31 protein-coding genes and 1 tRNA gene are annotated in these 23,661 nt (G+C 63.8%); 25 read left to right on the forward strand and 7 right to left on the reverse strand.

Going from position 1 to position 23,661, the window contains the following annotated elements:
• Positions 1-3: 3 nt before the first annotated feature.
• Genes ACERIT_RS09845 through secY form a run of 19 tightly spaced genes read left to right on the forward strand, consistent with a single transcriptional unit; the run spans position 4 to position 10,367 of the window.
• Positions 4-471, forward strand: coding sequence for a 50S ribosomal protein L22 (locus ACERIT_RS09845; RefSeq protein ID WP_373674677.1), 468 nt, complete (start codon positions 4-6; stop codon positions 469-471).
• Positions 471-1,448 (forward strand): 30S ribosomal protein S3, encoded by a 978-nt coding sequence (locus ACERIT_RS09850; RefSeq protein ID WP_373674678.1) that lies wholly within the window; start codon positions 471-473, stop codon positions 1,446-1,448. Before ACERIT_RS09845 ends, ACERIT_RS09850 begins: the two co-directional genes overlap by 1 nt.
• Complete coding sequence (rpmC, locus tag ACERIT_RS09855) at positions 1,448-1,660, forward strand: 50S ribosomal protein L29 (RefSeq protein ID WP_373674679.1); 213 nt, start codon at positions 1,448-1,450, stop codon at positions 1,658-1,660. The genes ACERIT_RS09850 and rpmC overlap by 1 nt, the downstream gene beginning before the upstream one ends.
• 22 nt (positions 1,661-1,682) lie before the next feature.
• On the forward strand, positions 1,683-2,165 hold the full coding sequence (locus ACERIT_RS09860) for a ribonuclease P protein component 1 (RefSeq protein ID WP_373674680.1): 483 nt from the start codon (positions 1,683-1,685) through the stop codon (positions 2,163-2,165).
• Positions 2,156-2,500 carry a 30S ribosomal protein S17 gene (locus ACERIT_RS09865; protein ID WP_373674681.1) on the forward strand — a complete coding sequence of 115 codons (345 nt, stop codon included), beginning with the start codon at positions 2,156-2,158 and terminating at the stop codon, positions 2,498-2,500. Before ACERIT_RS09860 ends, ACERIT_RS09865 begins: the two co-directional genes overlap by 10 nt.
• A complete protein-coding gene (locus tag ACERIT_RS09870) occupies positions 2,500-2,898 on the forward strand; it encodes a 50S ribosomal protein L14 (RefSeq protein ID WP_373674682.1) in 399 nt (132 codons plus the stop codon). The genes ACERIT_RS09865 and ACERIT_RS09870 overlap by 1 nt, the downstream gene beginning before the upstream one ends.
• A gap of 2 nt (positions 2,899-2,900) precedes the next feature.
• Entirely contained in the window at positions 2,901-3,257 is a 357-nt protein-coding gene (gene rplX, locus ACERIT_RS09875; RefSeq protein ID WP_373674683.1) for a 50S ribosomal protein L24, read from the forward strand.
• On the forward strand, positions 3,254-3,964 hold the full coding sequence (locus ACERIT_RS09880; RefSeq protein WP_373674684.1) for a 30S ribosomal protein S4e: 711 nt from the start codon (positions 3,254-3,256) through the stop codon (positions 3,962-3,964). Before rplX ends, ACERIT_RS09880 begins: the two co-directional genes overlap by 4 nt.
• On the forward strand, positions 3,961-4,473 hold the full coding sequence (locus ACERIT_RS09885) for a 50S ribosomal protein L5 (protein ID WP_373674685.1): 513 nt from the start codon (positions 3,961-3,963) through the stop codon (positions 4,471-4,473). The genes ACERIT_RS09880 and ACERIT_RS09885 overlap by 4 nt, the downstream gene beginning before the upstream one ends.
• Positions 4,470-4,664, forward strand: coding sequence for a 30S ribosomal protein S14 (locus tag ACERIT_RS09890; RefSeq protein ID WP_373674686.1), 195 nt, complete (start codon positions 4,470-4,472; stop codon positions 4,662-4,664). The genes ACERIT_RS09885 and ACERIT_RS09890 overlap by 4 nt, the downstream gene beginning before the upstream one ends.
• A 2-nt stretch (positions 4,665-4,666) precedes the next feature.
• Positions 4,667-5,059, forward strand: coding sequence for a 30S ribosomal protein S8 (locus tag ACERIT_RS09895; protein WP_373674687.1), 393 nt, complete (start codon positions 4,667-4,669; stop codon positions 5,057-5,059).
• A 2-nt stretch (positions 5,060-5,061) separates the two neighbouring features.
• The gene (locus tag ACERIT_RS09900) at positions 5,062-5,598 is read left to right on the forward strand and encodes a 50S ribosomal protein L6 (protein ID WP_373674688.1); all 537 of its coding nucleotides are present in this window, start codon (positions 5,062-5,064) and stop codon (positions 5,596-5,598) included.
• On the forward strand, positions 5,599-6,294 hold the full coding sequence (locus ACERIT_RS09905; protein ID WP_373674689.1) for a 50S ribosomal protein L32e: 696 nt from the start codon (positions 5,599-5,601) through the stop codon (positions 6,292-6,294).
• Entirely contained in the window at positions 6,291-6,752 is a 462-nt protein-coding gene (locus ACERIT_RS09910) for a 50S ribosomal protein L19e (RefSeq protein ID WP_373674690.1), read from the forward strand. Before ACERIT_RS09905 ends, ACERIT_RS09910 begins: the two co-directional genes overlap by 4 nt.
• Positions 6,752-7,309 carry a 50S ribosomal protein L18 gene (locus ACERIT_RS09915; RefSeq protein WP_373674691.1) on the forward strand — a complete coding sequence of 186 codons (558 nt, stop codon included), beginning with the start codon at positions 6,752-6,754 and terminating at the stop codon, positions 7,307-7,309. Before ACERIT_RS09910 ends, ACERIT_RS09915 begins: the two co-directional genes overlap by 1 nt.
• Positions 7,302-7,949 (forward strand): 30S ribosomal protein S5, encoded by a 648-nt coding sequence (locus ACERIT_RS09920; protein WP_373674692.1) that lies wholly within the window; start codon positions 7,302-7,304, stop codon positions 7,947-7,949. Before ACERIT_RS09915 ends, ACERIT_RS09920 begins: the two co-directional genes overlap by 8 nt.
• Complete coding sequence (locus tag ACERIT_RS09925) at positions 7,949-8,413, forward strand: 50S ribosomal protein L30 (RefSeq protein ID WP_373674693.1); 465 nt, start codon at positions 7,949-7,951, stop codon at positions 8,411-8,413. The genes ACERIT_RS09920 and ACERIT_RS09925 overlap by 1 nt, the downstream gene beginning before the upstream one ends.
• Positions 8,410-8,901, forward strand: coding sequence for an uL15m family ribosomal protein (locus ACERIT_RS09930; protein ID WP_373674694.1), 492 nt, complete (start codon positions 8,410-8,412; stop codon positions 8,899-8,901). Before ACERIT_RS09925 ends, ACERIT_RS09930 begins: the two co-directional genes overlap by 4 nt.
• 2 nt (positions 8,902-8,903) lie before the next feature.
• Positions 8,904-10,367 carry a preprotein translocase subunit SecY gene (gene secY / locus ACERIT_RS09935; protein WP_373674695.1) on the forward strand — a complete coding sequence of 488 codons (1,464 nt, stop codon included), beginning with the start codon at positions 8,904-8,906 and terminating at the stop codon, positions 10,365-10,367.
• A gap of 172 nt (positions 10,368-10,539) precedes the next feature.
• Here secY and ACERIT_RS09940 read toward each other — a convergent pair whose 3' ends face one another.
• Together ACERIT_RS09940 and ACERIT_RS09945 are read right to left on the reverse strand one after the other, a co-directional pair.
• A complete protein-coding gene (locus tag ACERIT_RS09940; RefSeq protein WP_373674721.1) occupies positions 10,540-11,796 on the reverse strand; it encodes an MgtC/SapB family protein in 1,257 nt (418 codons plus the stop codon).
• A 213-nt stretch (positions 11,797-12,009) separates the two neighbouring features.
• The gene (locus ACERIT_RS09945) at positions 12,010-12,930 is read right to left on the reverse strand and encodes a DUF5995 family protein (protein ID WP_373674696.1); all 921 of its coding nucleotides are present in this window, start codon (positions 12,928-12,930) and stop codon (positions 12,010-12,012) included.
• Between the two features lie 308 nt (positions 12,931-13,238).
• Between ACERIT_RS09945 and ACERIT_RS09950 the strand changes: the two genes are divergently transcribed.
• Positions 13,239-13,949, forward strand: coding sequence for an HAD family hydrolase (locus ACERIT_RS09950; RefSeq protein WP_373674697.1), 711 nt, complete (start codon positions 13,239-13,241; stop codon positions 13,947-13,949).
• Between the two features lie 6 nt (positions 13,950-13,955).
• Here the strand turns inward: ACERIT_RS09950 and panB are convergent, their stop codons facing one another.
• Positions 13,956-14,768 carry a 3-methyl-2-oxobutanoate hydroxymethyltransferase gene (gene panB / locus ACERIT_RS09955; protein ID WP_373674698.1) on the reverse strand — a complete coding sequence of 271 codons (813 nt, stop codon included), beginning with the start codon at positions 14,766-14,768 and terminating at the stop codon, positions 13,956-13,958.
• Positions 14,769-14,911: 143 nt separating this feature from the next.
• On the opposite strand from panB, the gene ACERIT_RS09960 reads away from it, so the two are divergent.
• Both ACERIT_RS09960 and ACERIT_RS09965 read left to right on the forward strand, forming a co-directional pair.
• Positions 14,912-15,247 (forward strand): DUF5822 domain-containing protein, encoded by a 336-nt coding sequence (locus ACERIT_RS09960; protein WP_373674699.1) that lies wholly within the window; start codon positions 14,912-14,914, stop codon positions 15,245-15,247.
• Between the two features lie 105 nt (positions 15,248-15,352).
• A complete protein-coding gene (locus tag ACERIT_RS09965) occupies positions 15,353-17,215 on the forward strand; it encodes an acetyl-CoA carboxylase biotin carboxylase subunit (RefSeq protein ID WP_373674700.1) in 1,863 nt (620 codons plus the stop codon).
• Between the two features lie 23 nt (positions 17,216-17,238).
• Here the strand turns inward: ACERIT_RS09965 and ACERIT_RS09970 are convergent, their stop codons facing one another.
• The 3 genes from ACERIT_RS09970 to ACERIT_RS09980 all read right to left on the reverse strand — a co-directional run bounded on the left by ACERIT_RS09970 (position 17,239) and on the right by ACERIT_RS09980 (position 18,305).
• Positions 17,239-17,619 carry a DUF5820 family protein gene (locus ACERIT_RS09970; protein ID WP_373674701.1) on the reverse strand — a complete coding sequence of 127 codons (381 nt, stop codon included), beginning with the start codon at positions 17,617-17,619 and terminating at the stop codon, positions 17,239-17,241.
• 70 nt (positions 17,620-17,689) lie between these two features.
• Positions 17,690-18,130, reverse strand: coding sequence for a disulfide bond formation protein B (locus tag ACERIT_RS09975; RefSeq protein WP_373674702.1), 441 nt, complete (start codon positions 18,128-18,130; stop codon positions 17,690-17,692).
• 100 nt (positions 18,131-18,230) lie between these two features.
• A tRNA-Glu gene (locus ACERIT_RS09980) sits at positions 18,231-18,305 on the reverse strand.
• Between the two features lie 160 nt (positions 18,306-18,465).
• On the opposite strand from ACERIT_RS09980, the gene ACERIT_RS09985 reads away from it, so the two are divergent.
• Entirely contained in the window at positions 18,466-19,068 is a 603-nt protein-coding gene (locus tag ACERIT_RS09985) for a DNA-3-methyladenine glycosylase (RefSeq protein ID WP_373674703.1), read from the forward strand.
• A gap of 253 nt (positions 19,069-19,321) precedes the next feature.
• Positions 19,322-20,359 (forward strand): GTP 3',8-cyclase MoaA, encoded by a 1,038-nt coding sequence (gene moaA, locus ACERIT_RS09990; RefSeq protein WP_373674704.1) that lies wholly within the window; start codon positions 19,322-19,324, stop codon positions 20,357-20,359.
• Between the two features lie 127 nt (positions 20,360-20,486).
• Here the strand turns inward: moaA and ACERIT_RS09995 are convergent, their stop codons facing one another.
• Positions 20,487-20,936, reverse strand: a complete 450-nt coding sequence (locus ACERIT_RS09995; protein ID WP_373674705.1) for a UPF0179 family protein — start codon at positions 20,934-20,936, stop codon at positions 20,487-20,489.
• Between the two features lie 154 nt (positions 20,937-21,090).
• Here ACERIT_RS09995 and tmcA point away from each other — a divergent pair, with 154 nt between their 5' ends.
• Positions 21,091-23,631: a tRNA(Met) cytidine acetyltransferase TmcA gene (gene tmcA / locus ACERIT_RS10000; RefSeq protein ID WP_373674706.1), complete on the forward strand. Its 2,541-nt coding sequence runs from the start codon at positions 21,091-21,093 to the stop codon at positions 23,629-23,631.
• The last annotated feature ends 30 nt before the right edge of the window (positions 23,632-23,661 follow it).

The following is a 23,661-nucleotide window of genomic DNA, read 5'->3' on the forward strand; positions in this document are numbered from 1 at the left end:
CCCATGGGAATCAACTACAGCGTCGAGGCCGACCCGGAGACGACCGCCAAGGGGATGCTCCGCGAGCGGCCGATCAGCCTGAAGCACAGCAAGGCGATCTCTCGAGAGATCAAAGGAAAGACCGTCTCGGAGGCCCGATCGTACCTCCAGGCAGTCATCGACGAGGAGCGATCGGTGCCGTTCCGCCAGCACAACACCGGCGTCGGCCACCGATCGGACATCGACGGCTGGGACGCCGGGCGGTATCCCGAGAAGGCCTCGAAGGACTTCCTCAAGCTCATCGAGAACGTCGAGAACAACGCGATCGAACAGGGATTCGAGGGCGACGGTATGGTAATCAAACACGTCGCTGCCCACAAGGTCGGCGAGCGTCCGGGACGACAACCCCGCGCGTTCGGCCGTGCCTCACCGTGGAACACGACTCTCTGTGACGTCGAGCTCATCATCGAGGAGACGGAGGACGCCGAATAATGGCAGACGAACACCAATTCATCGAAAACGGTCTGCAGCGGTCCCAGATCGACGAGTTCTTCGCAGACGAACTCGGCCGTGCCGGCTACGGCGGGATGGACATCGCCAAGACGCCGATGGGCACACAGATCGTGCTCAAGGCCGAAAAGCCCGGTATGGTCATCGGAAAGGGCGGAAAGAACATCCGGAAGATCACCTCGACGCTCGAGGAGCGCTTCGACATGGACGATCCCCAGATCGACGTCCAGGAGGTCGACGAACCCGACCTCAACGCGCGGATCGTCGCCGATAGGCTTGCGAACGCGCTCGAACGTGGCTGGTACTTCCGGAAGGCCGGTCACACGACGATCGATCGGATCATGGAGTCCGGCGCACTCGGCGCCGAGATCGTCCTGTCCGGAAAGGTCACCGGCGCGCGATCGCGCGTCGAGAAGTTCAACCGCGGCTATATCAAGCACAACGGTGAGCCCGCGGAGAACGTCGTCGACGAAGGGCAAGGCGTCGCAGTGATGAAGCTCGGCACGATCGGCGTGACGGTCAAGATCATTCCGCCGGGTGCCGAACTGCCCGACGACTTCGAGATCCGCGAGGACGCGGAGGTCCCCGAAGTCGAACAGATGACCGAAGAGGAGGGCGTCGAAGCCCTCCTCGAGGAAGAGCCCGCGGAGGTCCCCGAGGTCGGCGAAGAAGAAGACGTCGAGGTCCCCACGGGCGGACCCGAAGAGGAGATCGACGAGGAGATCGTCGAGGAGGTCATCGAGGAGAGCCAGGAGACGGCGACCGAGGCGACCGACACCGGTCCCGAAGACCCCGTTGCGACAGGGGCGCCCGAGGGCCAGGAGGAACCCGAGGAACCCGAGAGTCTCGAATCCGAGGTCGAGGCCGAAGCCGAGGAACTCGTCGAGGAAATGGAATCCGCAGCCGAGGAGGCCGAGGAGGCCGAAGAGGCTGGCGAGACTGACGAGGAGGAGGAATAATGGCGATCCTTCACCCCGACGAGATCCGGGACATGACCGCCGCGGAACGCGAGGTCGAACTCGAGGAACTCGAGACCGAACTGCTCAACGTGAAGGCTCAACAGGCTGCAGGCGGCATGCCCGAAAGTCCCGGTCGAATGGGCGAGCTGAAGCGGACCATCGCGCGGATCAAGACGATCCGGACCGAGGAAGGCGACCTCGAGAGCGAATAACGACCACGGAACACACGACGAAATGATTACCCCCGAAACGCTCACACGACACGAACTCATCGGCCTCCCGGTACGGGTGGTGGACGCCAGTAATGGCGATTCCGTCACCATCACGGGACGTGTCGTCGACGAGACCCAGCGGACGATCGTCGTTCGCACGGCTGCGGGGGAGAAACGCGTTCCCAAGGAGGGGACGACATTCGAGTTTGCGATCGTCGAGACGCCGAGCGTCGCTCCGATCGCGGACGAACGCACAGATGAAGCCGCCGGCGACCGCAAGGTCCCGGGGTCCACGTCCGAACTCGGACAGGATACTGCAGGGGTCCGCCCCTGTCAGTCCCGTCCGTTCCCGTCGGCCACCTCGGAGGACGTCTCCGAGGGTGTCGAGGGGACAAGCCGCTCCCTAGGCGAGTGCGAGGACGTGGTCTACGTTACGGTGGATGGCAGACGACTGCTCTCACGACCCGCCCAACGCACCGAGGAAGGTGTCTCAGTATGGCGATAGGAATTGACGTACCCATGCCTCCGGAACCAGACGAACCGGGGGAGTATGACTACGAGAAGTGTCCGTTCTACGGACAGCTCTCCGTCCGCGGCCAGACCCGAGAGGGAACGGTCGTTTCGACGGATATGGAAAAGACCGTCATCGTCGAGCGGGAATACGACGTCTTCGTGCCGAAATACGATCGGTACATGAAGCGTCGCTCGCGCATCCCGGCACACGTGCCGGGCGTGCTCGACCCGCTTTCGGTCGGTGACGAAGTGACGATCGCGGAGACGCGACCGCTCTCGAAGACGAAATCCCACGTCGTCGTGGAAGTGATGGACGGTGATGCCTGATGGAAGCACTGAAAGCCGACGTCACGCAGGGCCTCGAGAAGGGCTCGCTCATCACGTGCGCTGACAACACCGGCGCCCGCGAGCTCAAGGTCATCAGCGTGCACGGATACTCCGGCGCGAAGAACCGCCATCCGAAGGCGGGAATCGGCGACAAGGTGACCGTCTCGGTCACGAAAGGGACCCCGGAGATGCGACGCCAGGTGCTGGAGGCCGTTATCGTCCGCCAGCGCAAGGCGATCCGGCGTCCCGACGGCCGCCGCGTCCGATTCGAGGACAACGCCGCCGTCGTTATCGACGATCTCGAGGAGCCGCGGGGCACGGAGATCAAAGGCCCCATCGCTCGCGAGGTCGCGGAACGCTTCGGAAGCATCGCGTCGACCGCGACGGTGATCGTTTAACTATGTCGCGACAGCCACGCAAACAGCGAAAACAAACGGAGACCGCGCCGCTGCACGAACGTCAAAAGCAGGTTCGTGCCACGCTCACCGACGATCTCCGCGAGGAGTACGACCAGCGAAACGTCCGCGTCAACGCGGGCGATACGGTCGAGATCCTTCGCGGCGATCACGCCGGCGAGGAAGGCGAGGTCGTCGAGGTGTCGCTTCGTGATGCGACCATCACGGTCGAGGACGTCACCGTCGAGAAGTCGGACGGAGAGGAGGTTCCCCGTCCGCTTCCGGCAAGCAACGTCCGCGTCACGGAACTCGACCTCGAGGACGACCGCCGCGAGGCGCGGCTACGGGAGGATAACGAATGACGAACCACCAGAAACGACTGGCAGTACCGAACTCCTGGCCGGTCGAACGCAAAACCGACACGTTCACCGTCAAGGCGGACGCCGGCCCGCACGGGCGATCCGGGGTTCCGCTCTTGATCCTGCTTCGGGACGTCCTCGAGTACGTGGACACCCGAAAGGAGGCGCGCTACGCGCTCAACCAGGATTCCGTGTTGGTGAACGGCGACGCCATCTCCGACGAGGAGCGGCCGATCGGGATGTTCGACATCCTGGCGTTCACCGAACGCGAGGAGTATTACCGCGTCTTCCCCGACGAGGGAGGACGGCTGGCATTGACGTCGATCGACGCGGAGTCGGCGGGAAGCCGCCTTGGCCGGATCACGGAGAAGACGACCGTCTCCGGCGGCGATTTCCAGCTTACGCTCCACGACGGCGCGAACGTCCGCGTCGATGCGGACGCAGCCGACGAGTACACTCCGAAGGACTCGATCGTCATCGACAACGACTCGAAGGAGATCGTCGCCCACTTCGTCTACGAAGAGGGCGCGCTCGTGACCTCCGTGGCCGGCCAGCACGCCGGCCGAATCGGGACGATCGAGACGATCGACGTGACCCTCGGCTCCGGCGACAACGCCGTAACCGTCGAAACCGACGACGACACGTACGAGACGATAGAGAAGTACGTCGTCGTGATCGACGAGAACTTCGTCGGAGGTGACGACGAATGAGCGTCGAACACGAGATGCGCCAACCGCGCGTCGAAAAGGTCGTCGTCCACATGGGCGTCGGCGAGGGCGGCGAACCGCTGGCCGATGCGGAGGAGATCATCGAGACGATCACCGACCAGCAGTCCGTCCGAACGACCGCAAAACGAACCGTCGGCGAGTTCGATATCCGGCAGGGCGACCCGATCGGAACGAAGGTCACGCTGCGTGGCGAAAACGCCGAGGAGTTCCTTGCGACCGCACTCGAACTCGTCGACATCTCGCCGTCGCAGTTCGACGAGCGCGGGAATCTGAGCTTCGGGGTCGACGACCACACGGACTTCCCGAGTCTTGAGTACGACCCGAACATCGGGATCTACGGACTCGACGTAACCGTGTCGATCGTTCGACCGGGCTACCGCGTTTCGAAGCGGAATACGGTGACCCGATCGATTCCGAAATCACACCAGATGACTGCCGAGGACGCACGAGCGTACCTCGAGGAGAACTTCGATCTGGAGGTCGCCGAATGAGCGAGAGCGAAACTGAAAGCGAAACCGAAACCGAACGAACGGGCGAACATGCCACCAAGCGGACGGACCAGCAGGTCGAATGTCGACGCTGCGGCCGCAAGCAGGGGCTCGTCGGAAAATACGAGATCAACCTCTGTCGGCAGTGTTTCCGCGAGGTCGCTCGAGATATGGGATTCAGGAAGTACAGCTAACGATGGCAGGCAACGACCCACTCTCCGACGCCCTGGCGGGACTCGATAACGCCGAGAGCGTCGGTCATCTATCGCTTACGGTAGAGCCCGCCTCGAACGTGATCGGCTCCGTACTCGAGGTCCTGTATGACCGCGGGTACGTCGACGGCTTCGAATTCGTCGACGACGGAAAGGCCGGCCGCTTCGAGGTCGAACTGAAAGGCGCGATCAACGAATGTGGCGTCGTCAAACCCCGCTATTCGGCGGGGGCCGATGAGTTCGAGCGATGGGAGAAGCGGTTCCTCCCCGCCCGTGATTACGGGACGCTCATCGTCACGACGAGCCACGGCGTAATGAGCCACTACGAGGCCCGCGAACAGGGCATCGGTGGCCAAGTGATCGCATACGTCTACTGATCATGAACAGAGTCGAAATAGACATTCCGGACGACGTCTCCGCGGAGATCGACCATCTTGATCTCACGATCGAGGGACCGAACGGCAGCGTGACGCGCCGTCTCTGGTACCCCGACGTCGAGGTCTCGGTCGAGGACGACACCGTCGCGATCGCCTCCGAGGAGGAGGACGCAAAGACCAACGCAACGATCGGTACCTTCGAGAGCCACGTCGCCAACATGATCCACGGCGTGACCGACGGCTGGGAATACGGCATGGAAGTCTTCTATGCCCACTTCCCGATGCAGGTCACGGTGGAAGGCGACGACGTGGTTATCGAGAACTTCCTCGGCGAGCGAGCCGAGCGACGAACCCCGATCCGCGGGGACACGGACGTACAGGTCGACGGCGAGGAGATCACGCTCTCCGGCCCCTCCAAGGAGGACGTCGGACAGACCGCCGCCGATATCGAACAGCTGACGAGGGTTTCCGACAAGGACACGCGCGTCTTCCAGGACGGCGTGTACATCGTCGAGAAACCGAAGGCAGGTGGTGCCTAAATGCCAGAGGAACTCGAGGACATAAGCGGCGTCGGTCCCTCCAAAGCGAACGCGCTTCGGGAGGCCGGCTACGAGACCGTCGAGGACGTAACGGCCGCTTCCCAGTCCGAACTCGCCGAGGTCGACGGCATCGGCAACGCGCTTGCTGCGCGTATCAAAGCCGACGTCGGCGGACTCGAAGTCGAAACGGAGACGGAAGCTGAGATCGAAGAGGAGATTCCCGAGGAGGCCGAGGAAGCCCCCGAGGAAGTCGAGACCGAACTGCGCCCGCGCGGCCACGCCGAGAAGACGCCCGACCTCGACGACGAGACGGCGCGTGCACTCGGCCAGAAACACCGCGAGGGCAAACCACAGTTCAATCGGCAGGACTACCACAAGAAAAAGCGGATCCCCACCTCCTGGCGCAAACCGAGGGGCAATCTCTCGAAGCAGCGTCGTGGATTCAAGGGGAAAGGCGACACCGTCGAGGCCGGCTTCCGGTCGCCGACGGCGGCACGTGGACTCCACCCGAGCGGCTTCGAGGAAGTCCACGTCCACAACACGGACGATCTCGAGGGCGTCGACGGCGACACGCAGGCGGTTCGAATCGCCGGATCGGTCGGCGCGCGAAAGCGCGAACGGATCGAGGAGATCGCCGAGGAACGTGAGATCCGCGTTCTCAATCCGACGTACGTTGAAGTGGAGGTCGAGGAATGACCGATCTCAGCGCACAAAAGCGGCTCGCGGCCGACGAACTCGACGTCGGAGAGAGCCGCATCTGGCTCGATCCGGGCGCACAAGAGGAGATCGCGGACGCGATCACGCGTGAGGACGTCCGTGAACTCATCGAAGAGGGAACGATCCGCACGTCGGACTCGAAGTCCAATTCCCGCGGTCGTGCCCGCGAGCGTGCCGAAAAGCGCTCGTACGGTCACAGAACGGGCGCCGGTACCCGGAAGGGCAAAGCCGGCGCTCGAAAAAGCGATAAGGACGACTGGAAGGCTCGAATCCGCGCACAGCGGGCGCGGCTCAAGGAGCTTCGCGACGAGGAGGATGTTCTCGACGCCTCACAGTACCGCACGCTGTATAACAAAGCGAGCGGTGGGGACTTCGAGGACGTCGCCCGTCTCGAGGCCTACATCGAGACGCAGTACGGATACGAGGTGAGCGACTGATGGCAACAGGACCACGATACAAAGTGCCGATGCGCCGTCGTCGTGAGGTTCGGACGGATTACCACCAGAGGTTGCGCCTGCTGAAATCGGGCAAGCCTCGCCTGGTCGCCCGGGTGAGCAACGCTCACGTCAGGGCGCAGCTGGTTACCCCCGAATCGAACGGCGATGAGACTCACGTCGCGGCCACGAGCGAGGACCTCGATGAGTACGACTGGGAAGCTCCCACCGGGAACCTTCCGAGCGCGTACCTCACTGGGTATCTCCTCGGCGCCCGCGCGATCGAGGACGGCTTCGAACAAGCCGTCCTCGACATCGGTCTCAACACGGCGACACCCGGCAATAAGGTGTTTGCAGTACAGGAAGGTGCAATCGACGCAGGGCTCGAGATCCCGCACAACGACAGCGTTCTCGCGGACTGGTCGCGCAACCGCGGCGAGCATATCGCCGAGTATGCCGAGCAGATCGAGGAGCCGCTCTATAGCGGCGATTTCGACGCCACCGAACTCCCCGAGCACTTCGATGACGTGCTCGCTACGATCCAGGAGGACTATGAGTAGACATAACGACGGCTGGGAACCGCGTACGCGGCTCGGCCGCAAGGTACAGGACGGCGACGTCACCTCGATGGACCAAGCGCTTCGATCGGGACTCCCGCTGAAGGAGCCCGAGATCGTCGATCAGCTCCTTCCGGGGCTCGAAGACGAGGTGCTCGACATCAATATGGTCCAGCGGATGACCGACTCGGGTCGACGCGTGAAGTTCCGCTGTGTGGTCGTCGTGGGCAATCGCGACGGCTACCTCGGCTACGCGCAGGCCCGCGACGAGCAGGTCGGCGGCGCGATCCAGAAGGCGATCGAGGTGGCGAAGCTGAACGTCATCGAAGTCGATCGCGGATCGGGCTCCTGGGAGGACCAACCCGGCGGAACGAACTCCCTCACACGGACGGCAACGGGCAAAGCCGGATCGGTCACCGTCGAGATCAAGCCCGCCCCGCAGGGGCTCGGGCTCGCGGCGGCACCGACGGTTCGTCACATCCTCGAACTCGCCGGCGTACAGGACGCCTGGACGAGTTCGAACGGCAACACGCGGACGACCGTGAACCTCGCGAAGGCGACGTTCAACGCGCTGGAGAACGCGGCACAGTCGCGAACGCCCCAGCACGCGCGTACCGTCCACTACGACGAGGTGAGCGAGTGATGCAGGCGATCATACAGCTTCGCGGAGAGGTCAACCTGAGCTCCGACGTCGAGGACACCCTCGAAATGCTCAACCTCGGTCGCGTCAACCACGCGACGTTCGTCCCCGAGCGGGACACCTATCGTGGCATGATCACGAAGGTGAACGACTTCGTCGCCTTCGGCAAACCGAGCGTCGAGACGGTCGAGCAGACGATCGCTCGCCGCGGGGAACCCCTCGAGGGGTCCGCGGATATCGACGACGAGTGGATCGCCGACAACACCGACTACGACGATCTCGAGGCACTCGCGAGCGCACTCGTCGACGAGGAAACGACGCTTCGCGATCAGGGCCTTTCGCCGGCGGTTCGACTGCATCCGCCACGTGGCGGTCACGACGGCCTGAAACATCCGATCGTTGAGGGCGGCGAGCTCGGCCGACACACGACCGACGAGATCGACTCGCTACTGGAGGCAATGCGATGACCGATAAGAAACGACGACAACGCGGTTCTCGAACCCACGGCGGCGGGACGCACAAGAACCGTCGGGGAGCAGGCCATCGCGGCGGCCGCGGTGCCGCCGGCCGCTCGAAACACGAGCAGCATAACTACGAACCGCTCGGAAAGTACGGGTTCAAGCGTCCGGAGGGAACCCAACTCGACGTTCGAGAGGTCACCGTCCAAGAACTCGACGAGAACGCGGCATTGTACGTCGCGGACGAACTCGCGGAGGAGGACGGCGAGACGACCGTGATCGACGCCCGTGACGTGGCCGAGGACGGCCACGAGGCGGACGTCGTGAAGGTGCTTGGCAGCGGACAGGTCCGCGGGGAGCTTCGTGTCACCGCGGACGCCTTCTCTGCCGGTGCGCGCGAACTCATCGAGGAGGCCGGCGGCGAGAGCGTCCTCACGGAGCGCGCCGAGGAAGCTGAATCAGAAGACACATCAGACGCCGAGGCCGACGGCGAATAACCATGAGCTGGAAGGACGCCGCCGAACCAGTGCTCACGCGGATGCCGGGCGTTCGTCGTCCGGAGGGGCACGTTCCATTCAAACGGAAGCTCGCGTGGACTGGCGCCATCCTGATGGTGTATTTCTTCCTTACCAACATCAACCCGTTCGGACTGGCGGCGGGGCAGGGAAGCGACTTCTTCGGCCAGTTCCGTTCGATCATGGCCGGCGGACAGGGATCGCTTCTGCAGGTCGGGATCGGCCCGATCGTCACGGCGTCGATCGTCCTCCAGTTGCTCGGCGGCGCCAATCTGCTCGGGTTGGATACGGACGATCCACGCGATCAGGTCCTCTATCAGGGCCTCCAAAAGCTACTCGTGATCATCGTCACCGCGGTGACGGCGGCGCCGATGGTCTACTCGGGTGGATTCTTACCCGCCGATCCGGCAGTGGGTCGCGCGCTCTCGATAGGCACCTTCGGCGTGCAGACGCTTATCTTCACGCAGGTGTTCATCGGCGGCGTTCTCATTCTGTTCATGGACGAGATCGTGAGCAAATGGGGCGTCGGTTCCGGTGTCGGCCTGTTCATCATTGCCGGCGTGAGCCAGCGCATCGTCGGCGGGTTCTTCAGCTGGTCGGCGCTCGGTAACGTCGGCTTCTTCGCCAGTTGGTACGGGATCATCACCGGCGATCTGACGATCGGATCGGTGTTCACCGCCGACGGGCTCCAGAACCTGCTTTTCGCACCAGGTAACGTGCTCGCGCTGTTCACGACGCTTTTCATCTTCATCGTCGTCGTCTACGCGGAGTCGGTCCGCGTTGAGATCCCGCTTTCACACGCCCGGGTCAAGGGCGCGCGGGGACGCTTCCCGGTGAAGCTCATCTACGCGTCGGTCCTCCCGATGATCCTCGTTCGCGCGCTGCAGGCGAACGTTCAGTTCCTCGGGCAGATCCTCAATCGGACGTGGACGGGCATGCCCACGTGGCTCGGCGTCTACGGCGATCAGGGGCAGCCGGTCTCGGGTGTGTTCTACTACCTGAACCCGATCCAGCAGCCCCAACAGTGGATGTGGTTCCTCGGTGAGACGGCCGCGGAGCCGTGGATGATCGCGATCCGGATCGCCATTGACCTGACGGTCATGGTGGTCGGTGGCGCGGTCTTCGCCATCTTCTGGGTGGAGACGACCGGGATGGGCCCGGAGTCGACCGCCCAGCAGATACAGAACTCCGGGATGCAGATCCCCGGGTTCCGACGGAACCCACAGGTCGTAGAGAAGGTGATGGAACGATACATCCCGCAGGTGACCGTCATCGGCGGCGCGCTCGTCGGGCTACTCGCCGTGATGGCGAACATGCTCGGCACCGTCGGCGGCGTCTCCGGAACCGGACTACTGCTTGCAGTCTCGATCACCTACAAGCTGTACGAGGAGATCGCAGAAGAGCAGTTGATGGAGATGCATCCGATGATGCGCCAGATGTTCGGATAGCTCTCTGAACATCCACATTTTTCCACGGTCACAACTACCAGTAAGCGGTCGCTCCCCTCAGTAGGGGCAGTAGTCGCGATTACCGACTCGGACGATTTCTTCGATCAACTCTCCGACAGTCGGAGCGTCGCGCGAAGTGGGGCTCGATGAGGACGTCATCGCCGACGTCGGATCACGCCACCAATAGCGAGCCGGCACCGAACCCGACGCCGACGGCGATCAACACGAGGCTATACCCGAGAACGGGTCTGACGAGCTCGCGTGCGATCGTCGCGGCGAAGACCACCTTCACGAGAATCGACGCCGTCGTTCCCGCGATGACGCCCCAGATGGCGGTCGTCGAGGTGATCTGTCCGGTGCTCGCGAGCGTGACGGCAGTCGTTACGGCCGTCCCCGAGGAGACGAGGCCGGCGAGGAACGTCGTGAGGACGAATCCTCCGATGCCGAACGTCGCCTGGGCCGCCGCCGAGACCACGAGGACGATCAGAAACAGTACCCCGAAGGTGAGCGCGTTCTTCAGGCTGAACGGCGAGGTGAGATCCGTCTCAACGTTCACGCGCCAGTCGCTCGTCAACATCGAAAGCACCACGCCGGCGACCGCGATCCCGCCGAGCGGTATCACGACGGTGATCGCCTCCGAGGGGATGAACGCCGCCACCACGAGCGCGTTCCGGATCGCCATCGCTGCGTTGGCCAGCAGGATGGCACCGATCGCGAGATCACGTAACGCCGGATCGACGGTCGCGCGTTTCGCCATCTCCGCGATGACCGCCGTCGAGTTGACGAGCCCACCGAAGAACCCGGTGACTGCAAGTCCCCGTCCCTCGTAGCGTTTGACGAGCACGTAGTTGACGAAGCCGATGGCGCTTATCGCGATCACGAGAAGCCAAATAACGCGCGGCTGGATGGCGTTCCAGGGCCCCATCGTCTCGTCGGGCAACAACGGATATACCACGAACGCGAGGACCGCGAACTCCGTGGCTGACCGAACCTCCTCTTTCGAGAGCCCCCACGCGAACTCGTGGAGTTCGCGTTTCAACACCAACAACAGCGAGGACAGGACGGCGACCGTCACTCCCTCGATGTAGAGCCCCTCACCGACGAGTGCTCCGATACTGTAGGCGACGAGCATGGACATCGACGTCGTCAACGAGAGGCCGTCGTGGTCCTCCCGAGTGAGACTGCGGACCGCGAGCAAAACGGCGTGAGCGACGATCAACACGCCGCCGACGAGGAGGAGCAGGTCGCTTTCTAAGACGATGAACACCGCACCGAGGAGGCTTATCAATGCGAACGTACGGATGCCTGCAGTCTTCTGGGACCACTCCCGTTCGAGCCCCAAAAACAGCCCGAGAGCCGTCGCGATCACGAGCCGCGTCACTGTCCCGTCGAGTTCGGCCACCAGCGTCGGCTCGATCCCGGTCTGGATCATTTCGGACGCCTCCCAATCCGGGCGGCCCTCCGCACCGATCGCTCCCCGCTTTGCGTTCCCGTCCGCATCGATCGACGGACCGGTGATCGATCGCGATCCGGTCCGTTCCCCGGGGTCATACACGAACGTTCGGTGGGGTCGACCGAATAGGTTACGAATGTCAACATATGACTATATAGACTATATATTCCCGTCTCGGATACCCCGTATTCACGTACTCACCATTTCAATACGGTCCTGGACGTGCTCTAGAATCGTGTCGAGCGCCCGGTCCTCAGCCTCGATCGCTCGAAGCGTTCGCAAGATCGAGGGGTCGAGCGGCGGTCCAAGAACGAAGAACGCACCGCCGGTGGCAGTCGCCCGGAGCACCCACCTCACAGCGGACGCGATCGGTGAGATCCCGACATCGGTCAAGACGATCGCGACACGCCAAGCTTGCTCGCGGCCCTCTTTCATCGAGAATAGGGTGCCAGACTCATCGAGCCGCCCGAACACGGCATCGATATCATCGACACCGGCCGCGTAGATCTCGGCGAGTGCATCCTGTTGGGCGTCGATAAGACGGGCTAGAATGTCGTTGATAGCGCGATGATCGGCGTATTTCTGCGCTCGATCCGGGTCGATGCCGACCGCCTGGAGCGTCAGCGCGAGATCGTAGTTGATGTGAGCGTTGACGCCGAGAAAGACATCCTGAACGACGAGTGCGTCGCCACGGATGGCGGTGCCGAACGCGATTCGCCAGGGATCCGGAACTGCCTCGAGATGTCCGCGTTCGAACGCGAGAAACGCCCTTCGATAGTGGTTCGCGAACGTGATCACGTATTGTCGCATCCAGTCCGGATCGAGGAACGTCCCGCGTTCGATCGCTTCGTGGACGTCGCGAGTCATTCGTGCGTAGATGGTCAAGAACACGGCGCGCCGGTCACCCCGTTCCCGTAATCGGGACTCGAGTCGCGACAGGTCCGCGGCGGCTTCAGTGACCGATTCAAAGGGCTGATCCACGACGTCGATGAGTGCCGGATCTGGAGTCGAAGGTGGCGCAAACGTCTCGACTTCGCCCCGAAGCGCGAGAGACACCGCTCGGAGTGTGCTGCCATCAACCAGACGAGCGGCGTCAGTATATCCGGTCATAGGATCAGAACGGGCATTGGTAGTTCCGCAGGCAGCAAATAGTTTCGTCCGACGATCGAGATCCCGGGAGCGCCACCTCGTCCCGGACTGAAGCTGTTTTCGGGGAAAAGCGACTCCGCGCTCAGTGATGCCCCCGCCATCCGGTCTCGTGGAGTTCTCGAAATCGGATGAGGGACTTACCTTGGATCAGGATGGTGAACGATCCCGTAGCGGTCGTTCAACACGGTGGTATCGAGCCCCGTTTCACCGATATCGGAGCGGAGGGTCCGACCACAAGGGCCATTTCCGTTCGGTTCCTATACCAGAACATGCTCGAGGGCGCGTACGACTTTCACCTGTTCGACCTCGACGGGACGCTGGTCGACGCCGAATGGGAGTATACGCGCGGGGTCTTCGACCGGGTTGGGGACCGGATCGGTCGGTCGTTCTCGGATGAACGGGTTCGAACTCTCTGGCACGGGCTCTCCGGCTCCCGCAACGAGACGCTCCGGGCGTGGGGGATCGATCCCGCTGAGTTCTGGCCGGCGTTTCACGCCGCAGAGAACCCACTCGAACGCGCGGAGTCGACCTATCTCCATCCGGACGCCGAGCGCGTGCTTGCGACCCTGGACGGTCCCACGGGATTGATCACTCACTGTCAGTCGTTTCTTACCGAGCCGGTCCTCGATCGACTCGACCTTCACGACTACTTCGATACGGTCGTCTGCTGTGACGAGGAGATCGGCTGGAAGCCGGATCCCGACCCGCTTCGGATGGCAATGGCGGATCTCGGGGTCGATCCAAAGGCGGAGCGTGGCTACTACGCCGGTGACGGCGAGGCCGACGTCGGCGCCGCCTGGAACGCGGGGATCGACGCGGTCCACGTCGAGCGGCTCGGCCACGACAAGCGGGGGCGGTGCGTGCTCGGCGACTACCGCGTCGACCGCCTCGACGAGCTTCTCGAAAGCGACGGTCCGCTCGATCAGGGCGGGTGTCTCGAGGAGACTAAGAGAGCGGACGCTGCAGTCGGTCTGAAGTAACCGGACTCACTCGAGATCCTCGATATCCTCCTCGACGTGGCTGTGTTCGGGACCGGGGAAGTCCCCGCTTTTGACGGCCTCCTGGTAGGACTCGACCGCCCGTCGCATCTCGCCGCGAACGTCGCCGAACCGCTTGGAGAACGGCGGCGACCAGTCGGCCATCCCGAGCACGTCCGTACTGACGAGCACCTGTCCGTCACAGTGGGGGCCCGCGCCGATCCCGATCGTGGGGATCTCGAGTCGATCGGTTATCGCCGCCGCGAGGTTCGATGGAACGTGTTCTATCACCACGGCGAACGCTCCGGCGTCCTCGTGAGCCTCCGCGAGTTCGATCGTCTCCTCGGCGGCCGCTCGATCGGTTCCCTGTCGGGGATAGCCGCCGAGCTCGTTGACGTGTTGTGGCGTCAATCCGAGATGAGCCATCACCGGAATCCCGACGTCGGAGAGCGCTTCCGTCAGGGCAACGGTGTGGGGGCCGCTTTCGATCTTCACGGCGTCTGCGCCCTCCTCTTTGAGGAGTCGCCCGGCGTTGTGGACCGATTCGGCCTGCTCGACGCCGAAGGATAAAAACGGGAGGTCAGCGACGACGAGCACGTCCTCGGTCGCACGGACGACGGCACCCGTTCGGCTCGCGACGTCCTCCATCGTCACCGGCAGCGTCGAATCGTATCCCAGTACGGCGTTTCCCATGCTGTCGCCGACCAGAATGACGTCGATGCCGACCTCGTCAATGACCGCTGCCGTCGGTGCGTCATAGGCGGTCAACATCGTGATCGGGTCCTCCCCTGCCCGTCTCCGGAGATCGCGTGTCGTCGGCATACACGACGGTTCCGCGGTCGGCGCTTAAATCGGTCGGGTCTTCGAATCGACGCCATCGGCGATCCCACGATTCGACGATTGAATTCCACGATTCGACGATCGAACCCCGCAGGTTCATACGCGATGGGGGCCAAGACGGACGCGTGCAACCCGTCGAACGGACCGAAGTCGAGGGCGTCGACTACGGATGGGTGATGCAGACCACCTTCGTCGTGACGATCCTCGTCGGCGCTCCGGCGGTCGCGCTCCTCTCGACGCAGGTCGTCCTCGAAACGTGGGGATCGCGCGTGCTCTTTGCCGTCCGCGTCGGCGCACCCGTCTGGTTTCTGACCGCGATCGTCGTCTTCGCGTATGCAAAACGCACTGACGCCGGCGACGTCGTCTCCCCGGATTCGGATCGGGACACGACCGACGACGCGACTTCCGATTCCGGGGACGTTTCGCCCCTCGGCCCGGACGATGGATCCGACTCCGAATGACCGGCTTCTGACGTCCGGAATCGGGATCAGTTCGACGATCGACGATTCGGGATACCACGAAGAACCGATAGAGTCAGGTATCCGCTTGCGGAAAGACCGACAGGAATGTTCGATACGGTCCTTGTGGCTAACCGCGGCGAAATCGCGGTCCGCGTCATGCGCGCGTGCGAGGAGTTGGGGATCGACACGGTCGCGGTGTACAGCGACGCCGACAAACACGCCGGCCACGTGCGATACGCTGATTCGGCCTACAACGTTGGACCTGCCCGCGCGGCCGACTCCTATCTCGACCAGGAGGCGATCCTCGAGGTAGCACGGAAGGCCGACGCCGACGCCATCCATCCCGGATACGGCTTTCTGGCCGAGAACGCGACGTTCGCAGACCGGGTGGAACGCGAGGATGGGATCACGTGGATCGGCCCCGCAAGCGAGTCGATGGAGCAACTTGGCGAGAAGACGAAGGCCCGCCGGGCCATGCAGGAGGCCGACGTACCTATCGTTCCCGGCACGACCGAACCGGTCGAGGACGTCGCGGCCATCCACGCCTTCGGCGAGGAGCACGGCTACCCGATCGCGATCAAAGCCGAAGGCGGCGGTGGCGGACGCGGCATGAAGGTCCTTCGTGATCCCGAGGAAGCCGCCTCGAAACTGGAGTCCGCGAAACGTGAAGGCGAGGCGTACTTCTCGAACGACTCCGTCTACCTGGAACGATATCTGGAGAATCCACGCCACGTCGAGGTCCAGATCGTCGCCGATCGCCACGGAAACGTGATCCATCTCGGGGAACGGGACTGTTCACTCCAGCGCCGTCACCAGAAGGTGATCGAGGAGGCACCCTCGCCCGCGCTCTCGGAGGGGCTTCGCGAGCAGATCGGCGAGGCGGCACGTCGCGGCGTGGCCGAGAGCGGCTACTACAACGCCGGGACCGTCGAGTTCCTCCTCGAGGAGGATCCCGATCGGGACCCCGATGATCCTCTCGGCCCGGAGACGAATTTCTATTTCCTGGAGGTTAACACCCGCATCCAGGTCGAACACACCGTCACCGAGGAACTCACCGGGATCGACATCGTCAAACAGCAGTTGCGGATCGCGGCCGGCGAGATGCTGTCGGTCGAACAGGACGATATCGAACTCGATGGACATGCGATCGAGTTCCGGATCAACGCGGAGAACGCCGCCGAGGAGTTCCAGCCCGCAAGCGACGGAACCCTCGAGACCTACGATCCTCCGGGCGGGATCGGCGTGCGTCTCGACGATGCGCTCCGTGCGGGCGACGATCTGGTCACCGATTACGACTCGATGATCGCGAAGCTGATCGTCTGGGGCGACGACCGCGAGGAATGTCTCGCCCGGTCGCGGCGCGCGCTGGCCGAGTACGACATCGAGGGCGTCACCACCATCGTCCCGTTCCACCGGCTGATGCTCGAGAACGACCGGTTCGTCGAGGGCACCCACACGACGAAATATCTCGACGAGAAACTCGATCCCGATCTGATCGCGGACGCACAGCGACGATGGGGGCCCGAACAGGCTCCGCCGGCAAGCGCTGACTCGGACGACGAGGAGGACGCCGAGGAACGCGAGTTCACCGTCGAGGTGAACGGCAAACGCTTCGACGTTTCACTCGAAGAGCATGGCGCACCCGCGATCAACGTTCCGGAGGGCGCCGGATCCACGGATCGACCCTCACGCCCACAGTCAGCGCCCGACTCGGAGACGGACTCGGGAAGCGACTCCGTCGAGGTCGCCGAGGGTGGAGAGGCGATCGACGCCGAGATGCAGGGGACGATCCTCTCCGTCGACGTCGCAGAGGACGATGAGGTCGGTGCTGGCGACGTCGTCTGCGTACTGGAGGCGATGAAGATGGAAAACGACGTCGTCGCCGAACGCGGGGGCACCGTTTCGAGCGTCCACGTCTCGGAAGGCGACAGCGTGGACATGGGCGACGTGCTCGTCGTTCTGGAGTGACGATCACGATTGCGGATTCGTGATCACTCGCCGATCAATCGATCGAGTTCCTGGAAGTATCGCTCGCGTGGACGCTGGTATTGCTCTCGATAGTCGATCTCGCCGACCGCGAATCGCTCGGCGACGTCGCCAGCAGCTTCCAGGGCCTCGCCGCGTTCGTCGTAGGTCTCCGCGACCGCCTCGATCTCCGGTTCGAGGAACAACACGACGTGCCACTCGTCCGTCCGATACTGGCCGGCACCGGGACGTCGGCGTCTGGATCCGTTGGTCACGTAGATCGTCGGCAGACATGCCGCAGGAACGACGTCCTCGGTGAACACGTCCGGACGGAAGACGAGAATGATACGCCCCTCCGGCTCCTCGTTCCAGACGCGCCAGCCGTCGGGTAACTCGGGAAGATCCATGTCCCACATTAAACGCGATCGCTTGAAAGGATCGCGCTCTTCGATCGCCCCGTGCGTCGCGTTCCGCCGGTCAGTGGCGATCAGGGCGGGCGAGCGAAAGCGGATCGACGATCCCGCGTTCGGCGAGCGCGAGCGCACAGAGGCCGAGGCTTATCATGACGAACCCGACGAGCGCCAGCCGCGGGATCGTGAACACGCCGAAGCCCCGCCAGAGGACCGCCGCACACGATCCGTCGACGCCACAGGTGAGACCCGAGGTTACCTGAAGGGACACGTGATAGGCGGAGACGACGATCCCGAGACCTGAAAACGGAAGCGCAGTCCGCCAGACGCCGCTCCGATCCTCGTAGGTGGCGATACCGAGAATAACGACGAGCGGGTACATCAACAGTCGCTGATACCAACACAGCACACACGGCACCAGCCCCAACACCTCGCTGAAGTACAGGCTCCCGCCCATCGCGATCGTCGCCGTGAGCGTACAGACGGCCAAGACGGTTCGGTCACGCACGGTCGATCGACGACAGAGCGCGAGGACCGATAAAGGGTCTGTTCGGTCGGTCTCATTCAAATCCAGCCGCCGCGCGTTTCGCTCGCGTGGGTCGCAAAAATGCTCGGTCGGGGATTTGAACCCCGGTCATCGGCTCGAAAGGCCGAAATGATTGGCCGGACTACACCAACCGAGCGCCCGCGTGGGCATTCGTAGGGAGTGGGGGGTCCCTAATAAATCCCTTCAATCGTCGCCGCCATGTGGGATCGACACGAACGACCGCCATCGGGTCGATCGTCATCCCGTCATGGCCTGGGCGAAACGGGTTTACTCCCGGCGGATCGATGAGTTGTCGTGTGAATCGAACGCTTCCCTCACGCGTCGAACCGGTCTTGCGGGAGGATCCGGTGCTCGCGCGACTCGTCGATCGTCACGGCGCGCTCACCGTGACGGCCGCAGATGAGCCGTTTCGGCGACTATGTACGTCGATCATCAACCAACAGCTCTCGACCGCCTCGGCGGACGCGATCCGCGAACGGATGATCGCCGTGCTTGACGACGAAGTGACGCCAGGATCGATTCTCGACGCCGACGAGGACCGACTCCAGGAGGCCGGCCTGAGCGAATCGAAAGTCGAGTACCTTCACAGTGCTGCCGCGGCGTTCGAGGAACGAGATCTCACGCCGGCGGGGCTGTCCGGAGCCAGCGACGAGGAGGTGATCGCCGAACTCACCCGGATCCGCGGGATCGGCGAGTGGACTGCCCGGATGTACCTCATCTTTGTGCTCGGCCGCGAGGACGTCCTGCCGCTTTCGGATCTCGCGGTTCGGCGAGGGATCGAACAACTGTATGCCGACGACGGGACGTTGACCCGCGAGGAGATGCGCGGGATAGCCGAGGCCTGGCGACCGTATCGGAGCTACGGGACCCGATACGTCTGGGCGGAATACGAACGATGACCGAGACGGGTGGAGACGGCAACCGCTCGAAGGGGAGATGGGCGAACTGTCGGCATCGGTCGTGACGTCGCGCGAGGAGGATGCCGAACGGTCGCTGCTCGTCGCGCGTTGAGCCGTTATTTCACGCGGGCGAGTGCGTCGGATTCGTATATAACCCGTCGGTCGGAAGTCCCAACTGATCGTAACCTCGGTTGGTTACGTCGGTCCGAATACGACCCCGGTATTTAAGCTTGCATGGAAACTTCAATCGAATATGAACGAACCGCTCTCGGACGATTTCGGGCGGGAGGTCACCGGCGTCCGGATCTCATTGACGGACCGCTGTAACTTCGATTGCGTCTACTGTCACAACGAGGGACTCGGGGACACGCGCGGACCCATGGAGCCGAGCGAGAACGAAATGACCGCGGACCAGATCGTTCGGTTCCTCGACGTCGTCGAGGAGTATGGCGTTCGAAAGGTGAAGTTCACCGGCGGCGAACCCATGCTTCGAGAGGATCTGGCCGAGATAATCGATCGAACACCCGACTCCATGGAGGTCTCGATGACGACGAACGGAACGTTCCTGCCGGGGCGCGCCGAGGAACTCGCCGCTGCCGGCCTCGATCGCGTGAACGTCTCACAGGACGCACTCGAGCCGGAGGCGTTCGCGGAGATCACGAAATCGGGAGCCTACGAGCGGGTCATCGAGGGCGTCGAGGCGGCACTCGATGCGGGACTGGCGCCGGTGAAACTCAACATGGTCGTCTTCGAGCATACCGCCGGCTACGTCGAGGGAATGGTCGACCACGTCGCGAAAAACGACGGTCTCCAGTTACAACTCATCGAGTACATGCCCGAGTTGACCGGCAAGCCCGAATGGAGCATCGACATCAGTCGGGTTCACGACTGGCTCGCCGATATTGCCCACCGGGTCGAACACCGCGAGATGCACGACCGGAAACGGTATTTCGTCGGCGAGGGGGCCACGGACGCGACCGGGGCGACGGGTGCGGCCGAGATGGACGGCTCCCCCGGCATGGTAGAGATCGTCGATCCGGTCGAAAACGAGACGTTCTGTGCTAACTGCGGCCGAGTGCGGGTCACTCACGAGGGGTACCTCAAGGGGTGTCTCAACCGCAACGACGACCTCCGGTCGATGGGGGAGATGACCCGCGAGGAGATCGCCGAGACGTTCGAGAGGGTCGTCGCCGAGCGGGTCCCCTACTACGGTGAGTATCTGATCGAGAACGACGAAGGGGAATACGAGATCAACGACGAGTACCTCGCGACGCCGTCGATCGCGGATTAACCGTCGGGATCCGACGACCCGTCGGGATAACGACCGTTATTCATCAGTCGTCGATCGAACCGATCTTGAACTGATCCTGAACCGATCCTGAACCGATCACCCACAAACGGCGAGAGATGTCCCCGGATCACTCCTCCTCGGGAGCGAACTCGACGAGAGTAAGGTCGCGATCGAGGAGACAGTGGTCGTGTGGCGGGTCGCCAAGCACCTGCTCTATCGTCCGTTCCTCCTCGAAATCGACGCCGTCAGGCACACAGTAGTGGTGGCTCGGACACTCCGTGTGGGGACAGTCACCGGCGAGTGCCGTCGTGTTCCCGGCGTAGGCCCGTCTGGAGGGAACGTTCGCAGGCACGGAGGCAGGTTCGACCTCGACGGCACGAACGCCGGCGTCATGGACCGCACACTCGAGCGTCCGGGCGTTCTCGCGGACGGCCGTGATCCGGTAGCGAGTTCCCTCCGAGAGGTTGAGACATTGTCCGCGGTAGGGACAGCCCTCGCAGGCGTCCGATTCCCCTCGATAGACGAACTCGCGGCCGACGTCAGCGAGCCGGGTTCCGACGAGCGTGACGGTCGACATGTCGGGACCGATGGTCTCCGGCGCGTTAAGCCTCTCGACCGACGACCGCCCTCACGACGCGATCGCGGCCACAAGAACGGGCAGCTGTGGAAGTCGGCCCGTCGGATCCCTCACCCCGAAAGCCACATACGCCCGCTCGGCCAATCGGAAACGAATGAGCGCGGACCGGTCGACCCCGGAGTCGTCGTTCCTCGAGTTCGTGACGCGACTCCACGCGGAGGCGACTCGAGCCAACGAGCGCCGCGGACTCGTGCTTGCCGGCGATCGCGACGCTGGCATTGACGCCGCCTTCAGCGCGGTGGACGCGTGGAACGTCGACGATACCGACGTGTCGATCGTGTCGACCCGGAAGGGATTTCGATTCGATCGCCTCTCGCCGCGGCGTGCCGAGTCGCTTCTGGGAACGACGCGTGAAATGGTGATCCTTGACTGTCACGAACGGTTCCAACCGAACACGCTCGGACAGGTCCTCGGGGCGGTCGACGGTGGGGGACTTCTCGTACTCGTGACGCCGCCGCTCGACGACTGGCCGGAGATCCGCGACGGGTTCGACGAGGCGCTTACAGTTCCACCCTACAGCATCGACGACGTTACCGGTCGGTTTCGTCGCCGAATCGTCCGGACGCTTCGCGACCACGAGGGCATCGCGATCGCGAGTGTCCGGGACGGTGATACGGCGGCCGACTCGTCCGGGGTACGGGTTCGAACACGAGGGCTGACGGATCCTCCCGCCCGCACCGGTCGGAAGCCACAGCGACCACCCGCGAACGCCGAGTTTCCGGACCCCGTCTACGAGTCGTGTCTCACGCCCGATCAGGTTCGGGCGGTTCGGGCGTTCGAGTCGCTTCGCGGGCCCGCGGCGAAGGCGGCGGTCGTCCTCGAGTCGGATCGAGGGCGGGGAAAATCGAGCGCGGCGGGACTGGCCGCCGCGGCTCTGGCCATGGAGGGAGAACGCGTTCTGGTGACGGCGCCGGACGCGACCAACGTGGCGAGCCTCTTCGAGCGCGTCCGGGAGTTCCTCTCCAAGCACGGAACCATTCGAACCGTCGACGACGAGGAACGACGATTCGAGACCGGTACTGGGGGGGGTATCGAGTACGTCCCGCCATCCGTTGCCGCTGCGAGCGTGGATCAACGGGGGGATTCAGCGACCGGGGCGGATCGACCACTTCTCTCGAATTCGACCGGGAGGGAACCCAGGCGCCCCCGTCCCGACACCGTTATCGTCGACGAGGCGGCGGCACTTCCGGTCGCGACGCTCGATCGGCTCCTGTCGGCTGACGCGATCGCGTTCTCCACGACGATCCACGGCTATGAGGGCGCTGGACGGGGGTTCTCGGTCCGGTTCAAGGACCATCTTCGGGAGGCCGAACGCGACGACGGCCGGACGGTCCGTGACGTCCGCCTCGAGGAGCCGATTCGGTACGCTCGCGGGGATCCGATCGAACGGTTCGGGTTCCACGCGCTGCTGCTCGATGCGGCTCCGGCCGCCGCGGAGGCGGTCGACGACCTCCGGATGGAGAACGCCCGGACTCGAGACGGCCCCTCGATCGCCTATCGCGCTCTCGATCCGGAGGAGTTGATCGCCGACGAGCACCTGCTCGGAGAGGCGTTCGGGCTGCTCGTGTTCGCACACTACCGGACCGAGCCGAACGATCTGGCTCGGCTATTGGATGCACCGAACCTCTCCGTACGCGCACTGATGGCCCGCGGACACGTGCTCGCGGTTGCCCTCCTGGCACGGGAGGGCGGCCTCGATCCTGACCTTCGGGCATCGATGTACGAGGGCTCACGGGTTCGCGGCAATATGATTCCGGACGTGCTCACGAGTCAGCTCCGGGACGAGGACGCCGGACGGCCGGTCGGCCTTCGAACGATGCGGATCGCCACTCATCCGGCGATCCGAGGGCGAGGATTCGGGAGCCACCTTCTCGATCGGATCCACGCGGAGTTCGCCGACGGGGACACGAAGGGGAACGAAGGCGATACCGAAACGTCGAACGAAGACGGGATCGCGGTCGACTACTTCGGGGTCAGCTACGGCGCCACTCCACAACTCGTCCGGTTCTGGCGCCGTGCGGGTTACGGCACCGTTCATGTCTCCGCGACGCGGAACGCGACGTCCGGCGAGCACTCGGCGGTCATGATCCGTCCCGCGAACGAAGCCGGAGAGAGACTCCTTGCTCGACACGCGGACGCGCTCGCAGACCGGATGCGTGACGGGCTCTCGGACGCGCTACGAACGGTCGAGCCGGACGTGATCCGGGCGACGCTCGGAGCGTGTCCGGCGTCCGGAACGCAACGAGTCGACCTCTCCGAACGCGACTGGCGAGCCGCCGTGGCAGCGGCCGTCGGACCCGGGACCTACGACGCGGCGCCCGGCGCGATCCGGGATCTCGCGTGTGCATCTCTCCTCGATCGGGGCGGCGACCTCGATGAGGAGGGACGGAGGGATGACGGAAAAACCGGGGGTGAGAACGGAAACGGCGACGATCCGCCGCTCACGGAGCGCGAGGAGCAAGTGCTCGTGTCGAAGGTGCTACAGGGGCATCCGGAGACACGCGTCGCCGACGAACTGGGGTTCACGTCCACGCGCGAGTGCATGCGAACGCTCGGGTCGGCGATCGACGGCCTGCTCGACGTTTACGGCGGCGAGATCGTCGACGAAGAGCGCGCGCGGTTCGAAACACGGTGACGTGACCCCTTCGTCGTCGCCGATCGCGAG

The organism is Halopenitus sp. H-Gu1 (assembly GCF_041821145.1).
GTDB lineage: Archaea > Halobacteriota > Halobacteria > Halobacteriales > Haloferacaceae > Halopenitus.